The sequence below is a fragment of the Kytococcus sedentarius genome, assembly GCF_041937525.1.
Lineage (GTDB): Bacteria > Actinomycetota > Actinomycetes > Actinomycetales > Dermatophilaceae > Kytococcus > Kytococcus sedentarius_A.
In genome coordinates, this window is record NZ_CP169391.1 from 848648 (window position 1) to 864413 (window position 15766).

A 15766-nucleotide genomic window follows, 5' to 3' on the forward strand; every position below is an offset into this window, starting at 1 on the left:
TGATCAGCCCCTGAAGTCACGGCGTCCTCTCGACAGTGGGTGGTGTTCCTGGGCAGCGTGGATCGGTGACCCGCCGCTGCAGTGGCCCATCGTATCTGCCCGGTTCCCACCTGCGACGCAGCGTCGTTGTCCGCCGTCCTCCCCCTCTGCCGGAATGCTGTGGTTCGGCATAGGGTTGGCCCCAACAGGCCGCTCGACGACGCGCGGACCGCAGGACGCACCGGTGTCGCGGGTCCCCGGAGAGATGGACCCACGCGCCGGCCCCCAACTCGAGGAGCAAGCGTGACCGAGTCCACCCAGCCCACCCGCGACAGCCAGCTCGCCGACCCGATCGCCCAGACGGTCGGGTGGACCGCCACCGACCTGCGTGCCGTGGACACCGCCCGGATCCTCGCCGCCGACGCCGTGGAGAAGTGCGGCAGCGGCCACCCCGGCACGGCGATGTCCCTCGCGCCGGCCGCCTACCTGCTCTACCAGCAGGTGATGCGCCACGACCCGAACGACCCGAACTGGCTGGGCCGTGACCGTTTCGTGCTCTCGGCCGGTCACTCCTGCCTGACCCAGTACATCCAGCTCTACTTCTCCGGGTACGGCCTGGAGATGGCCGACCTCAAGGCCCTGCGCACCTACGAGTCCAAGACGCCCGGCCACCCGGAGGTGCACCACACCACCGGTGTCGAGGCCACCACCGGGCCGCTGGGATCGGGCCTTGCCACCGCCGTGGGCATGGCGATGGCACAGCGTCGCCAGCGCGGCATGCTCGACCCCGACGCCGCACCGGGCACCTCCCCCTTCGACCACCACATCTGGGTGATCGCCTCCGACGGCGACATCATGGAGGGTGTGACCGCCGAGGCGTCCTCGCTCGCCGGCCACCAGGAGCTCGAGAACCTCACCGTCATCTACGACGACAACGAGATCTCCATCGAGGACGACACCGACATCTCGTTCTCCGAGGACGTCACCAAGCGCTACGAGGCCTACGGCTGGAACACAGTCACCGTCGACTGGCGCGTCAGCGAGCCCTACACCGAGAACGTCGACGCCCTGTGGGCTGCCCTGGAGGCCTCGAAGCAGGCCGACGGCAAGCCCACCCTCATCAAGCTCCGCACCATCATCGGGTGGCCGGCACCGAACAAGAAGAACACCGGCACCGCCCACGGGTCGGCCCTCGGCGAGGACGAGGTGGCGGCCACCAAGGAGCTGCTCGGCTTCGACCCCGAGGTGCACTTCCCCGAGGAGGACGAGGTCCTCCAGCACGTCCGCAAGGTCATCGACCGTGGCGCCGCCGCCCACGCCGAGTGGGAGAAGGGCTACCAGGCCTGGCGCGAGGCCAACCCCGAGAACGCGAAGCTGCTGGATCGCCTGGTGGCCCAGGAGCTGCCGGAGGGCTTCGCCGACGCCTTCCCCACCTGGTCGGCCGACGACAAGCCGATGGCCACCCGCAAGGCCTCCGGTGAGGTGCTCAACGCGCTGGCCGAGGTGATGCCCGAGCTGTGGGGCGGCTCCGCCGACCTCGCGGGCTCCAACAACACCACCATGGACAACGTCCCGAGCTTCGTGCCCGAGAGCAAGTCCACGAACATGTTCCAGGGCAACAAGTACGGCCGCACCCTGCACTTCGGCATCCGTGAGAACGCGATGGGCATGGCGCTGACCGGCATCGCCCTGGAGGGCCTGACCCGTCCCTACGGCGGAACCTTCCTGACCTTCAGCGACTACATGCGCCCGGCCGTGCGCCTGGCCGCCATCCAGAACGCCCCGGTCACCTACGTGTGGACGCACGACTCCATCGGACTGGGCGAGGACGGACCCACCCACCAGCCGATCGAGCACCTGACGTCGCTGCGCGCCATCCCCGACCTCGATGTGGTGAGGCCGGCCGACGCGAACGAGACCGCCGTCGCGTGGCGCACCATCCTGGGCCACGTGGACCACCCGGCCGCCATGGCGCTCACCCGCCAGGAGGTCCCCCACATCGACCGCGAGAAGTACGCCTCCGCCGAGGGCACCGCCAAGGGCGGCTACACCCTGGCCGACGCCGAGGGCGAGCTGAAGGTCCTCATCGTGGCCACCGGCTCCGAGGTGCAGATCGCCCTCGAGGCGCGTGAGGCCCTGCAGGCGGAGGGCATCGGTACCCGGGTGGTCTCCATGCCCTGCCGCGAGTGGTTCGCGAAGCAGGACGAGGCCTACCGCCAGGAGGTCATCCCGCCGGCCGTGCGTGCCCGGGTCTCGGTCGAGGCCGGCGTGGCGATGTCCTGGTGGGACATCCTCGGCGACGCCGGCCAGGCCGTCTCGCTGGAGCACTTCGGCGCCTCGGCGCCGTACGAGGTGCTCTACGAGAAGTTCGGCATCACCCCCCAGGCCACCGTGGCCGCCGCCAAGAAGTCCCTGAAGATTGTGGAAGGACAGTGAGCATGACGCACACCACCCCCGAGGCCAGCAAGGTCACGACGCTCGACTTCCCGGACGCGCCCCAGCCGGTGCGCGACCTCTCCGCGCAGGGCGTCTCCATCTGGCTGGACGACCTGTCCCGCCCCATGGTCCGCGAGGGCGAGCTGAAGGAACTGCTCGACACCCGCGGCGTGGTGGGTGTGACCACCAACCCGTCCATCTTCTCCAAGGCGCTGTCCGAGGCCGCCGACTACGACGAGCAGGTGCGTGAGCTCGCCGCCGAGGGCGTCGACGTGGACGAGGCGGTCTACCGCATCACCACCACCGACGTGGCCGAGGCGTGCGACCTCCTGCGCCCGGTGTACGACGCCACCGGTGGCCAGGACGGCCGCGTCTCCATCGAGGTGGATCCCCGCCTCGCGGCGGACACGCAGGGCACGATCGACATGGCCGAGCGTCTGTGGGCCACCATCGACCGTCCGAACCTGCTCATCAAGATCCCCGCCACCGTGGAGGGGCTGCCGGCCATCACGGCGGCGATCGCCCAGGGCATCAGCGTCAACGTGACCCTGATCTTCTCCCTGGACCGCTACCGCGGCGTCATGAACGCCTACCTCACCGGGCTGGAGCAGGCCCGCGAGGCCGGCCGGGACCTCTCGCAGATCCACTCGGTGGCGAGCTTCTTCGTCTCCCGCGTGGACGCCGAGGTGGACAAGCAGCTGGACGCGGTGGACGACCCGCAGGCCGCCGAGCTGAAGAGCAAGGCCGCGCTGGCCAACGCCCGGCTGGCCTACCAGGCCTACGACGAGGTGTTCTCCACCCCGCGCTGGGAGAACCTGTCCGATGCGGGGGCGACCGTCCAGCGCCCCCTGTGGGCCTCGACCTCCGTCAAGGACGAGTCGCTGCCGGACACGCTGTACGTCACCGAGCTGGTGGCCCCGAACACCGTCAACACGATGCCGGGCAACACCCTGGAGGCCGTGGCCGACCACGGGGAGATCGCCGGCGACACGGTGCAGGACACCTACGAGGCGTCCGCCCGGGTGCTCGACGCCCTGGAGGCCCTGGGCATCCGCTACCAGGACGTCGTGGAGAAGCTGGAGCGCGAGGGCGTGGAGAAGTTCGCCGACGCATGGGCCGACCTGCTGGAGTCCGTGACCGAGCAGCTCGACGCCGCCAAGGCCTGAGAGGAAGGACCACCCATGTTGGAACGATCCAGCGAGATCGTCGTCGACGCCACCGGGCCTGCGGCCGCTGCCATCGGCGAGCACATCGAGCGTCTGGTGGCCGACAAGGTGGCCAGCCGCATCGCGGCCAAGGACGCCACGCTCTGGGGGCCCGAGGCCGAGGAGGAGGCGTCCCAGCGCCTCGGATGGGTGGACCTGCACCGCACCAGCCGGGCCTTGGTCGGCGAGGTCGAGACCCTCGCCGACCGTTACTCCCGGCGGGGCTGTGACCGCGTGGTGCTGTGCGGCATGGGTGGCTCCTCCCTGGCCCCGGAGGTGATCGCCGCCACCTCCCGCAAGGAGCTGGTGGTCTGTGACTCCTCCGACCCGTCGATGGTGGCCACCGCCCTCGGCAGCCCGCAGGAGCTCGCCCGCACCGTGGTGGTCGTCTCGTCCAAGAGCGGGTCGACCGCGGAGACCGACTCGCAGCGGCGGGCGTTCATCGCGGCCTTCCAGGACGCCGGCCTGGAGCCCACCGAGCACATGGTCATCGTCACCGACCCGGGCTCCCCGCTCGACGAGGCCTCCCGGGCCGACGGCTACGACGTGGTGAACGCCGACCCCGAGGTGGGCGGTCGCTACTCGGCCCTCACCGCGTTCGGCCTGGTGCCCAGCGCCCTGGCGGGTGTGGACGTCACGGTGCTGCTGGACGAGGCCGAGGCCGTGGCCGACGTCCTGGCCCTGGACGACGACGGCAACCCGGCCCTGCGGCTGGGCGCCGTCCTCGCCGGGCAGCTGCGGGGCACGCGCCGCGACGTGCTGGTGGTCACCGAGGCAGGCACCTGGATCCGTGGCCTCGGTGACTGGGCCGAGCAGCTGATCGCCGAGTCCACCGGCAAGCAGGGCACCGGTGTGCTGCCGGTGGTGGACGTGCCCGCCTCCCTCGGGCAGGAGCCGCTGGCCCACCTGTGGGCCGACTGCGAGGACGTGACGATCGCCCGCATCATCGGCGACGAGGTGGACGAGCGCGACGACGACCTCGAGGGCGAGGACCGCGAGCCGGTGGACACCGACCACCCGGCGGCCGTGGTGAACGTGGGCGGCTCCCTGGGCGCCCACTTCCTGCTGTGGGAGACCGCCACCGCTGTGGCCGGACACCTGCTGGGCATCAACCCCTTCGACCAGCCCGACGTGGAGAGCGCCAAGGAGGCCGCGCGCGAGCAGATGTCCGGCGAGGGTGCCGCGGCCGACGAGCCGGTGCTCACCGCATCCCAGGTGGAGGTCCGCTCCCCCGGTGCCGACTTCCTGGGCGATGCGGCGAGCGTGCGGCAGGCCGTGTCCGCGCTGCTGGATGAGGTGGGCCCGAGCGGCTACCTGGCGGTCATGTCCTACGTGGACCGCTGGGCGCACGCCGACGAGGCCGCCGGCATCCAGGAGGCTCTGGCACGGGCCACGGGTCGTCCGGTCACCATCGGCTGGGGCCCGCGCTTCCTGCACTCCACGGGTCAGTTCCACAAGGGTGGACCGGCCGACGGGGTGTACCTGCAGGTCACGCGTGCGGTCCGCCCCGGTCAGGACCTCGACGTGCCGGGCAAGGACTTCACCCTGGGTGAGCTGCTGGCCGCACAGGCCACCGGAGACGCACAGGTGCTGGGTGGCCTGGACCGCCCGGTGCTCCGCCTGCACGCCCTGACCGATGCGGGGTACGCCGCGATCGTGGAGGCGCTCCAGCACCCCGAGAACGGCGCATGAGCCCGGCGCGCGTCACGGCCGACCACAACCCGCTGCGGGCGGACGACGACAAGCGGCTGCCCCGCATCGCCGGCCCCAGTGCCCTGGTGCTCTTCGGTGTCACCGGTGACCTGGCCCGCAAGAAGCTCCTGCCCGCGATCTACGACCTCGCCAACCGGGGGCTGCTGCCCTCGGGCTTCTCGCTGGTGGGCTTCGCCCGCCGCGACTGGGACGGGCAGGACTTCGACACCGAGGTGAAGAAGGCTGTGCAGGAGCACTGCCGCACCCCCTTCGACGAGGAGGTGTGGAAGCAGCTGCAGCAGGGCACCCGATTCGTGGCCGGCACCTTCGACGACGAGGAGGCGTACGCCGAGCTGCGTCGCGTCCTCGAGGAGCTGGACGAGCTCCGTGGCACCGGCGGCAACCGCGCCTTCTACCTCTCCATCCCGCCGCGCTTCTTCGCCGAGGTCTGCCAGCAGCTGCAGGCGGCAGGACTCTCCACTCCCGAGGAGGGCTCCTGGAGGCGGGTGGTCATCGAGAAGCCCTTCGGGCACGACGAGCAGTCGGCCAGCGAGCTCAACGCGATCGTCGAGCAGGTCTTCCCTCCGGACTCGATCTTCCGCATCGACCACTACCTGGGCAAGGAGACGGTGCAGAACATCCTGGCGCTGCGCTTCGCCAACCAGATGTTCGAGCCCATCTGGAACGCCAACTACGTGGACCACGTGCAGATCACGATGGCCGAGGACATCGGCATCGGCGGCCGTGCGGGCTACTACGACGGCGTGGGTGCGGCGCGGGACGTGATCCAGAACCACCTGCTGCAGCTCATGGCCCTGACGGCGATGGAGGAGCCCACGAGCTTCGAGGCGCGGCAGCTGCGCATGGAGAAGGAGAAGGTGCTGGCCTCCACCTCCCTGGCCGGGAGCGTGGACGAGGCCGCCGTGCGAGGACAGTACGCCGCCGGCTGGCAGGGCAACGAGAAGGTGGACGGCTACCTCCAGGAGGAGGGCGTGGCCGAGGGGTCGGTGACCGAGACGTACGCGGCCCTCAAGCTGCTGGTCGACACCCGCCGCTGGGCCGGGGTGCCCTTCTACCTGCGCGCGGGCAAGCGCCTGGGCAAGCGCGTCAGCGAGATCGCCGTGGTCTTCAAGCGCGCCCCGCACCTGCCGTTCAACGACACCGCCACCGAGGAGCTGGGGCAGAACGCCATCGTGATCCGGGTGCAGCCCGACGAGGGAGTCACCATGCGCTTCGGCTCCAAGGTGCCCGGGCCGCAGATGGAGGTCCGCGACGTGACCATGGACTTCGGCTACGGCAACGCGTTCACCGAGTCCTCCCCCGAGGCCTACGAACGGCTGATCCTGGACGTGCTGCTGGGCGAGCCGCCGTTGTTCCCCCGGCACGAGGAGGTGGAGCTCTCCTGGCGCATCCTCGACCCGGTGACCGCCCGGTGGGCCTCCCCGCAGGCCGAGCCGCCGGAGCAGTACGCCGCCGGGACCTGGGGGCCCACGTCCAGCGACGCGATGATGGCCGCCGACGGACGCACCTGGAGGCTCCCGTGATCCTGGACTATCCCGATGTCTCGGCACGCACCCTGGCGCGCGAGCTGGTGCGCATCCGCACCGACCAGGGGGCCATGGCCCTCGGCCGTGTGCTCAGTCTGGCCGTGGTGACCGACGAGGACCGCGTGAACCAGGTGCTCGAGGTGGCCACGGCCGCCACCCGCCAGCACCCCAGCCGCATCATCGTGCTGGTGAAGGGCAACGCCCGCGGCAAGGCCCGCCTGGACGCGCAGATCCGCCTGGGGGGCGATGCCGGTGCGAGCGAGATCGTGGTGCTGCGGCTGTACGGCGAGCTCGTGCGCCACGAGCACGCCGTGCTGTTGCCGCTCCTGCTGCCGGACTCCCCCATCGTGGCTTGGTGGCCCGGCGCGCCGCCGCGCAAGCTGCACGACTCACCGCTGGCGCAGGTGGCCAGCCGGCGCATCACGACCATGGCCGAGGCGGGCAATCCCTCCACGACCCTGGCCCGCATGGCCTCCACCTACCGGCCCGGTGACACCGACATCGCCTGGACCCGCGTCACACGATGGCGGGCCCTTCTGGCGGCGGCACTGGACGAGCCGCCGTATGAGCAGGTGACCTCGGTGACGGTCACCGGCGGCTCCGACAGCCCTCGCGTCGACCTGCTGGGCCTCTGGCTGGGCATGGCGTTGAAGTGCCCGGTCACCCGGGCCCGCTCACGCCCCGGCGAGGGCGTGACCTCGGTGCGGATGGACCGCGCCTCCGGGCCGATCGACCTGGTGCGCGTGGACGACGACACGGCGCTGCTGCTGGCCCCGGGCAAGCTCCCCCGCCGCGTCACCCTGCCCCACAGCACCACGGCCCAGAGCCTGTCCGCGGAACTGCACCGGCTGGACGTGGACGACGTCTACGAGCGGGTCCTGTCCAGCGTCAAGAAGGTGGACCTGACCTCCACCACGGCCAGCGAGGCCTACCGCTCCGGCAAGGCCCTGGACACCGCGGCAGCCCTCGAGGCCGAACGGGAGGGCCTCACCCGGCCCTCCGGGAAGGACACCTGACATGGACCTGAGCATCACCGCAACGCAGGAGGAGAACGCCGCGGCCGTCGTGGACGCGCTGGTCGACCTGGTGGGCACGCGTGACCCCGTGCACGTGGGCCTGACCGGCGGCTCGATGGGGGTGGCCGTCGCCGCCGAGATCGGCCGCCGCTGGGCAGGGGGCGAGGCCGACTTGGGCGGTGTCCACTGGTGGTTCAGCGACGAGCGGCACCTCCCCGCGGGGGACGGGGAGCGCAACGCCGTGCAGGTGCACGATGCCCTGGGGGCAGCACCTCTTGACGACGAGCGCTTCCACGTGGTGCCGCCCCCGGCCGACGACGACGAGCCGGACCGCCTGGACGCCGAGGACGCCGCGGTCGACTACGCCGAGGCCATGCAGGTCATCCCCCAGCGGGACGGCCTGCCGGTGCTGGACGTCGTGATGCTGGGCGTGGGCCCCGACGCGCACGTGGCCTCCTTGTTCCCCGGGCACCCTGACTCGGCGACGACCGGCGTGTGGACCACTGCCGTGGACGACTCGCCCAAGCCGCCGCCGCTGCGCGTGTCGTTCACCATGGAGGTGATCCGCTCGGCCGAGGAGGTCTGGCTCGTGGCCAGTGGTGACGGCAAGGCCGAGGCGATGGAGCGGGCCGTGGAGGTGCTCCCCGAGCACGTGGACCAGTCCGTGGAGGACCTGGAGGGCGAACCGCTGGACGTCCCCGCGGGGTGGGCGACCGGCCGGTCGGCGACCCGCTGGTTCCTGGACGAGGCCGCCGCCTCGCGCCTCGTGGGCTGACGCACCGCCGCTCGGTGCGGACGCGCGACGTGGGCGGACGGCGTCAGGCCGTACCGCGCTGCTCCCGCAGCTTGCCCAGGGCCTCCTCCAGCAGTGCCGCCCCGGCGGCCTCGTCGCGACGCTCCTGCACGTAGGCGAGGTGCGTCTTGTAGGGGGTGATGCTGGGGGCCTCGGGCGGGTTGGCCGGGTCGGTGCCGGCCGGCAGCCCACACCGGATGCAGTCCCACTGCTCCGGCAGGTCGCCGTCGGTCTCCGCCGAGAAGCGCACGGTGGTCACGTGCCCCTTCGAGCAGTGGAAGACCACCTCGGTGCCGGCGGCGTCCTCCCCGCGCTCCATCTCCCCCATGGGCCCCGAGCCGACCCTCGTGCCTCGGATCGCCTGTCCACCGGTCACCATGCGGAACTCCTGTCGTCGAGCCGGACCGGCGCGACGCACCGGCCGGAGCGTGCGTGCCTTACTTGATGATGCCCAGTGCCACCACGGTGGCGAACCAGGCGAGCGCCATGCCCACGGTGATGCGGTTGAGATTCCGCTCGGCGACCGTGGAGGACCCACCGGTGGCCGAGATGCCCCCGCCGAACATGTCCGACAGACCACCGCCCCGTCCCTTGTGCATGAGGATGAGCAGCACGAGGAAGAGGCTCGTGAGCACGAGCACCCCATCGAGGATCAGACGGATGATGTCCATGGGCGAAGGGTAACAACCGGTCCGGCGACTCAGCGCCCGTGGTGGGAACGGAACCGGACGATGGAGGCGAACTCCTCCGCGGTGAGCGAGGCGCCGCCCACCAGGGCGCCGTCCACGTCCGCCTCGTCCATGGTCTCGGCGATGTTCGCGGGCTTGACCGACCCGCCGTACAGGATGCGCAGTCCCGCGGCCAGCTCGGCCCCGTGCGTCTGCGCGACCTGCTCGCGGATGGCGGCGCAGACCTCCTGGGCGTCCGCGCTGGACGCGACCTCACCGGTGCCGATGGCCCAGACGGGCTCGTAGGCGATGACGGCCTGGGCCAGCTCCTCCGCGCTGAACCCCTCCAGGGCCGCAGCCACCTGGCGGGTCACGAAGGAGAGGTGCTCGCCCGCGGCACGGGTCTCGGAGGACTCCCCCACGCAGACGATGGGGGCGAGCCCGGCAGCCAGTGCCGCGCGCACCTTCTGGTGCACCACCGCATCGGTCTCGGCATGGTGCTGTCGGCGCTCCGAGTGACCCACCAGCACGAACTCGCAGCCCAGCTTGGCGAGCATGAACCCGGAGATGTCCCCGGTGTGGGCCCCGGACTCGTGCTCGGAGAGGTCCTGGGCGCCCAGCTTGATGTCCAGCTTGTCGGCCATGATCAGCGTCTCGACGCTGCGCAGGTGCGTGAAGGGCGGGAAGACCGCCACCTCCACCGCATCGAAGCTGTGCGAGGCGTCCCGCAGCACCCAGTCCAGCTTCTGCACCAGGTGGGTGGCCTGCAGGTGGTCCAGGTTCATCTTCCAGTTGCCCGCGATCAGCGGGAGGCGCTCGGTCATGCCAGCACCGCCAGACCCGGGAGCTCCTTGCCCTCCAGGTACTCCAGGGAGGCACCGCCACCGGTGGAGATGTGTCCGAAGTCGTCGTCGGCGAAGCCCAGCTGACGCACGGCGGCGGCGGAGTCACCGCCACCCACGACGGTCAGGGCGCCGTCACCGGTGATGTCCACCAGCGCCCGGGCCACGGCCTCGGTGCCGGCGGCGTAGGGCTCCATCTCGAAGGCACCCATGGGGCCGTTCCAGAACACGGTGCGGCAGTCGGAGAGCTTCTCGGCGAAGAGCTTCGCGGACTCCGGGCCGATGTCCAGCCCCATCCGGTCGGCGGGGATGGCGTCGGCCGCAACCACCTCGTGGTCGGCCTCGGCGGAGAACTCGGTGGCCGCGACCACGTCGGTGGGCAGCACGATCTCGACGCCCTTGGCCTCGGCCTGCTCCAGGTAGCCCTTGCACGCCTGCACCTGGTCCTCCTCGAGCAGGCTCCTGCCCACCTCGTGACCCTGCGCCTTGAGGAAGGTGAAGACCATGCCGCCACCGATCAGCAGCCGGTCGGCGGTGCCGATGAGGTTGTCGATGACACCCAGCTTGTCGCTGACCTTCGCGCCGCCCAGGACGACGGCGTAGGGGCGCTCGGGAGACTCGGTGAGCTGCTGCATGACCTCGACCTCGGCCTGCACCAGGCCACCGGCAGCCGCCGGCAGGGCGTCCGCGATCTCGTGCACGCTGGCCTGCGCACGGTGCACCACGCCGAAGCCGTCCGAGACGTAGAGGTCCGCGAGCTCCGCCAGCTGGCCGGCGAAGGCAGTGCGCTCCGCGGCGTCCTTGCTGGTCTCCCCGGCGTTGAAGCGAAGGTTCTCCAGCAGGGCGATGTCACCCTCGCCCAGACCCTCGACAGCGGCCCGGGCCTTCTCCCCCACCGTGTCGCCGGCGAAGACGACCTCTCGGCCGACGAGCTCGGAGAGACGGCCCACCAGCGGCTCCAGCGAGTACTGCGCGTCCGGCTCACCCTTCGGGCGGCCCAGGTGCGCAACCACCACGACCTTCGCGCCCGCATCGGACAGCCGCTTCAGGGTGGGCGCGGAGGCGACCAGGCGCCCGTCGTCGGTGATGGTGGTGCCGTCCAGCGGCACGTTCAGGTCGGAGCGGACGAGGACGCGCTGGCCGCGCAGGTCCCCCAGGTCGTCGATGGTGCGCACGGTGTGGCCTTTCGGGATCGTCGTTGATCACTCAGCGGGTGCTGTGGGGCACAGCGGTCCCGGCGGGGCCATCCTGCCGGACGGCCCCGCCGGGTGTGAAACGGGTCAGTCGAGGGTGCGGCCCAGGAGCTCGCAGAGGTCCACGAGCCGGTTGGAGTAGCCCCACTCGTTGTCGTACCAGCCGGCGATCTTCACCTGGTCGCCCTGCACACGGGTGAGGCCCGCGTCGTAGATGCAGCTGGCCGGGTTGGTCACGATGTCGGAGGACACCAGGTCCTCCTCGGAGTACTCCAGGTAGCCCTTCAGCTCACCCTCGGCGGCCTTCCTGAAGGCGGCGTTGAGCTCCTCCACGGTCGTCTGCTTCTCCAGGCGCACCGTGAGGTCGGTGACGGAGCCGGTGGGCACCGGCACGCGGAAGGCGAATCCGTCCAGCTTGCCCTCCAGGTGGGGCAGGACCGTGGAGATCGCCTTGGCGGCACCGGTCTTGGTGGGCACCACGTTCAGTGCGGCGGCGCGTGCACGGCGCAGGTCCTTGTGCGGGCCGTCCTGCAGGTTCTGGTCGGCCGTGTAGGCGTGCACCGTGGTCATCAGGCCGCTGACGATGCCGAACTCCGCGTCCAGCACCTTGGCCATCGGCGCCAGGCAGTTGGTGGTGCAGGAGGCCATGGAGATCACGTGGTGCTCGGCCGGGTCGTAGTCGCCCTCGTTGACGCCCAGGACCAGCGTGGCGTCCACGCCCTTGCCCGGTGCGCTGATGACGACCTTCCTGGCGCCGGCGTCGATGTGCTCGTGCGCGCCCTCCATGTCGGTGAAGCGACCGGTGGCCTCGATGACGACGTCCGCGCCGATCTCACCCCAGGGCAGCAGCTCCGGGTCGTCGATGGAGGTGGCCGCGATGCGGTGGCCGTCCACCGTGATCGACTCGTCGTCGCAGGTGACCTCCTCGCTCATGGGGCCCAGCACCGAGTCGTACTTCAGCAGGTGGGCCAGCGTCTGGTTGTCGGTGAGGTCGTTCACGCCGACGATCTGGATGTCAGCCTGGGAGGCGAAGGCAGCCCGGGCGAAGTTGCGCCCGATGCGGCCGAAGCCGTTGATTCCCACACGAACGGTCATGGTGCGTCCTTCCGATCACTTCTGGGGGCGGGGCGGGCGCGTGTCCCGGACGCTCTCGGCACCCGTACGCACTCGTCCCCCTGAGGGTCCGATGCGGCACTGCAATCGGCGTTCACGGCCAATCTACGGCACCTGAGCGTCTCAGTCCTGCGCGGTCCCGGTGGCCTGTGCCACGTCCGTGGGGGCCTCGTCGGAGAGCAGCGCGTCGACCTCCGCCTCGCTGATGGTGACCCGCGTGTCGTCGACTCCCAGCTCGGCGGCACGGCGGTCCGCCATCGCGAGCAGACGACGGATGCGCCCGGCGACGGCGTCCTTGGTGAGGGGCGGGGAGGCGAGCTGGCCCAGCTCCTCCAGCGAGGCCTGCTTGTGCTCCATGCGGAGCGTCCCTGCCACCTTCAGGTGTTCGGGCACCTCATCGCCCAGGAGCTCCATGGCCCGGGCCACCCGGGCGCTGGCGGCCACCGCGGCGCGCGCCGAGCGGCGCAGGTTGGCGTCATCGAAGTTGGCCAGTCGGTTGGCGGTCCCCCGCACCTCGCGGCGCATGCGCCGCTCCTCCCAGGCCAGCACGGCGTCGTGGGCCCCCATCCGGGTGAGCAACGCGCTGATGCCGTCGCCGTCGCGGACCACCACGCGGTCCACCCCACGGACCTCACGGGACTTGGCCGCGATGTCGAGCCGACGGGCGGACCCGACCAGTGCCAGGGCGGCCTCCGGGCCCGGGCAGGTCACCTCGAGGCTGGACGACCGGCCGGGCTCGGTGAGTGACCCGCGGGCCAGGAAGGCACCTCGCCACGCCGCCTCGGCGGCCGCGATGGGGCCGCGCACCACCCGGGCGGGCAGGCCGCGGACCGGACGACCCTGCGAGTCGAGGAGACCGGTCTGGCGGGCCAGCGACTGACCACCCTCGACCACGCGGACCACGTAGCGCGTGGTGCGCCGCAGTCCGCCCGCGGTCAGCACGAGCAGCTCGCTGTCGTGGCCGTAGAGCTCGCTGATGTTCGCGCGCGTGCGGCGGGCGGCGCTGGCAGTGTCCACCTCGGCCTCGATCACCACGCGCCCCCCGACCAGGTGCAGCGCGCCGGCGAAGCGCAACAGGGAGGAGACCTCTGCCTTCCGCGCCTCTGCGGTGGGCACGACGACGCGTGACAGTTCGTCCTTGAGGGATGCGGTCATGGCCATGGGTGCCATGTTCCCACGCCTCGCGACGGGCGCCCCGTCCCCCTCATCCCAGGTGGAGGAGGTCCTGGTACGCCGTGGCCAGACGCATCACGTCGTGGACGCCCGGGCGGGTGCGGCTCACGAGATCGGTCACGTGCACCTCGCCATCGGACTCGCGCACCAGGGTCTCCAGAGCGTGGCGGTCCTCGGGGTCGGCCACCTGTTGGCCGTCCACCAGCACCACGTTGGGCACGAATCCGGGTGCGTTCTCCAGCACCGCCGCCACCTGCTCCGCGGGCGACCGGCCCTGGTTCTCACCGGTGCTGTCGATGTTCATGGTGAGCACCCGGCGCGCAGAGGTCTGCACGATGGCGTCCCGCAGCTCCGGGAGCAGCAGGTGGGGCATCACCGAGGTGTACCAGGAGCCCGGCCCCAGCACCACGAAGTCGGCGGCCAGGACCTCCTGGACGGCCAGGGGCTCCGCAGCAGCCGTGTCGGGCGTGAGGCGCACCTTCTCGACGTAGCCGTGGCTGCGGGCCACCTCCTTCTGGCCCACGACCACCTCGCGGCCCAACGGGTTGGCGGGGTCGTTGCCGCGCACCGTGGCCTCGATGCCCAGGGGGTGCTCGGACATCGGCAGGACACGTCCCCGGGCGCCGATGAGCTTGCCGAGGGCGGTCAGGCCCTCGACCGGCCCCCCGAGGCGATTCCAGGCCGTCAGGATCAACAGGTTCCCCAGGGCGTGCCCCTCCAGCTCCCCCGCCAGCTGCGCGAGGTCGGGCTCGCGCTCGCCGTGGCGGCGCGACCGGGAGAAGCGGTGCTGGAGCAGCTCCCGCCAGGCCTGCCCCTTCTCCGTGTCGTCGCAGAGGGCCGCCAGCGCCATGCGCAGGTCGCCGGGCGGGATCGTGCCGTAGTCGTCCCGCAGCCGGCCGCTCGAGCCACCGTTGTCGGCCACCGTGACCACTGCGGTGAGATCACGGGTCAGGTGACGCAGGGCGGTGAGGGTGGCGTACAGCCCGTGCCCCCCGCCCAGGGCGACGACCCGGGGAGGCATCTGCAACGAGCCCGTCAGGGCCGTCCGGGTGCCGGACATCAGCTCGGCCATCGGTCAACTCCTCCTCTGAGGGCGGATTCACGGCAGGTCGCAGGATGCATCACTCACGCCCCAGGTCACGGTGCAGGCTCACGGCCGACACATCGGCGGCCTGCAGGCGGCGGGCGACCTCCTCGGTGATCGCCACCGAACGGTGCTTGCCCCCGGTGCACCCGATCGCGAGCGTCACGAAACGACGGTGCTCCCGACGGTAGCCGTCCACCATCGGCTCGAACATGGCCAGCGCGCGCTCGACGAAGTCGGTCGCCCCCGGCTGGTTCAGCACGAAGTCACGGACCGGTTGGTCCGTCCCGTTGTGGGCTCGCAGCTCGGGCACCCAGTAGGGATTGGGCAGGAAGCGCAGGTCGAGCACGATGTCGGCGTCCAGGGGCAGTCCGTACTTGAAGCCGAAGCTCATGACCGAGACGTGGGGCACGTCCTCCCAGGGCTTCACCAGCCGGCTGATCCGGGCACTGAGCTGGTGGACGTTCAGGGCACTGGTGTCGATCACCACGTCGGCGGCGGCACGCAGGGCGCCGAGCGTGCGGCGCTCGATGCGGATCCCGTCCAGCAGCCGTCCCGTCCCCTGCACCGGGTGCGGGCGACGGACGGACTCGAAACGACGCACCAGCTCGGCGTCGTTGGCCTCGAGGAACATCAGCCACGGCTTCCACCCGGCCTCCTTCAGCTGCGCCATCGCTGCCGCCAGATCCCCCATCAACGCCTCGCTGCGCACGTCGCACGCCACGGCCAGCGGGGGGATGTCCCTGCCCTGCCGGCGGAGGCGCTCGGCGAGGTCGGCGAGCGCGGGCACGAGCTGGGGCGGCAGGTTGTCCACCACGTACCAGCCCATGTCCTCGAGGACGTTCGTGGTGGTGGTGCGACCCGCCCCGGACATGCCCGAGACGATCATGATGTCCCGCGGGTCCCCGTCCGGGGGCTGCGACGGCCCCCGCTCGGCGCGCTGGATCAGTTCGGTCAACAGTTCGGAACGGGGCGCCTGCCAGACCCGGGCCCCGGTCCGGGTGGAGGGAGTCGTCATGGGGCCA

At 71.3% G+C, this 15766-nt stretch carries 14 protein-coding genes; 6 read left to right on the forward strand and 8 right to left on the reverse strand.

Annotated elements, in window-relative coordinates; translation table 11 throughout:
• Nucleotides 1-282 precede the first annotated feature (282 nt).
• Genes tkt through pgl form a run of 6 tightly spaced genes read left to right on the forward strand, consistent with a single transcriptional unit; the run spans nt 283 to nt 8650 of the window.
• The gene (gene tkt, locus ACEY2A_RS03985) at nt 283-2415 is read left to right on the forward strand and encodes a transketolase (protein WP_374929582.1); all 2133 of its coding nucleotides are present in this window, start codon (nt 283-285) and stop codon (nt 2413-2415) included.
• Nucleotides 2416-2417: 2 nt separating this feature from the next.
• The gene (tal, locus tag ACEY2A_RS03990; RefSeq protein WP_374929583.1) at nt 2418-3581 is read left to right on the forward strand and encodes a transaldolase; all 1164 of its coding nucleotides are present in this window, start codon (nt 2418-2420) and stop codon (nt 3579-3581) included.
• Nucleotides 3582-3596: 15 nt separating this feature from the next.
• Nucleotides 3597-5312, forward strand: a complete 1716-nt coding sequence (locus ACEY2A_RS03995) for a glucose-6-phosphate isomerase (RefSeq protein ID WP_374929584.1) — start codon at nt 3597-3599, stop codon at nt 5310-5312.
• Entirely contained in the window at nt 5309-6856 is a 1548-nt protein-coding gene (zwf, locus tag ACEY2A_RS04000) for a glucose-6-phosphate dehydrogenase (RefSeq protein WP_374929585.1), read from the forward strand. Before ACEY2A_RS03995 ends, zwf begins: the two co-directional genes overlap by 4 nt.
• Nucleotides 6853-7875: a glucose-6-phosphate dehydrogenase assembly protein OpcA gene (locus ACEY2A_RS04005; RefSeq protein ID WP_374929586.1), complete on the forward strand. Its 1023-nt coding sequence runs from the start codon at nt 6853-6855 to the stop codon at nt 7873-7875. Before zwf ends, ACEY2A_RS04005 begins: the two co-directional genes overlap by 4 nt.
• 1 nt (nt 7876) lies before the next feature.
• Complete coding sequence (gene pgl, locus ACEY2A_RS04010) at nt 7877-8650, forward strand: 6-phosphogluconolactonase (RefSeq protein ID WP_374929587.1); 774 nt, start codon at nt 7877-7879, stop codon at nt 8648-8650.
• A 43-nt stretch (nt 8651-8693) separates the two neighbouring features.
• Here the strand turns inward: pgl and ACEY2A_RS04015 are convergent, their stop codons facing one another.
• The 8 genes from ACEY2A_RS04015 to rapZ all read right to left on the reverse strand — a co-directional run bounded on the left by ACEY2A_RS04015 (nt 8694) and on the right by rapZ (nt 15759).
• Entirely contained in the window at nt 8694-9044 is a 351-nt protein-coding gene (locus tag ACEY2A_RS04015) for an RNA polymerase-binding protein RbpA (protein WP_374929968.1), read from the reverse strand.
• Nucleotides 9045-9105: 61 nt separating this feature from the next.
• Nucleotides 9106-9339 carry a preprotein translocase subunit SecG gene (secG, locus tag ACEY2A_RS04020; RefSeq protein ID WP_374929588.1) on the reverse strand — a complete coding sequence of 78 codons (234 nt, stop codon included), beginning with the start codon at nt 9337-9339 and terminating at the stop codon, nt 9106-9108.
• Between the two features lie 29 nt (nt 9340-9368).
• Complete coding sequence (gene tpiA / locus ACEY2A_RS04025) at nt 9369-10160, reverse strand: triose-phosphate isomerase (RefSeq protein WP_374929589.1); 792 nt, start codon at nt 10158-10160, stop codon at nt 9369-9371.
• Nucleotides 10157-11353, reverse strand: coding sequence for a phosphoglycerate kinase (locus ACEY2A_RS04030; protein WP_374929590.1), 1197 nt, complete (start codon nt 11351-11353; stop codon nt 10157-10159). The genes tpiA and ACEY2A_RS04030 overlap by 4 nt, the downstream gene beginning before the upstream one ends.
• Nucleotides 11354-11458: 105 nt before the next feature.
• Nucleotides 11459-12466, reverse strand: coding sequence for a type I glyceraldehyde-3-phosphate dehydrogenase (gene gap, locus ACEY2A_RS04035; protein ID WP_374929591.1), 1008 nt, complete (start codon nt 12464-12466; stop codon nt 11459-11461).
• Nucleotides 12467-12607: 141 nt separating this feature from the next.
• Nucleotides 12608-13645, reverse strand: a complete 1038-nt coding sequence (gene whiA / locus ACEY2A_RS04040) for a DNA-binding protein WhiA (RefSeq protein ID WP_374929969.1) — start codon at nt 13643-13645, stop codon at nt 12608-12610.
• 43 nt (nt 13646-13688) lie between these two features.
• A complete protein-coding gene (gene yvcK / locus ACEY2A_RS04045) occupies nt 13689-14729 on the reverse strand; it encodes a uridine diphosphate-N-acetylglucosamine-binding protein YvcK (protein ID WP_374929592.1) in 1041 nt (346 codons plus the stop codon).
• A 49-nt stretch (nt 14730-14778) separates the two neighbouring features.
• Nucleotides 14779-15759, reverse strand: coding sequence for an RNase adapter RapZ (rapZ, locus tag ACEY2A_RS04050; protein ID WP_374929593.1), 981 nt, complete (start codon nt 15757-15759; stop codon nt 14779-14781).
• Nucleotides 15760-15766: the final 7 nt, after the last annotated feature.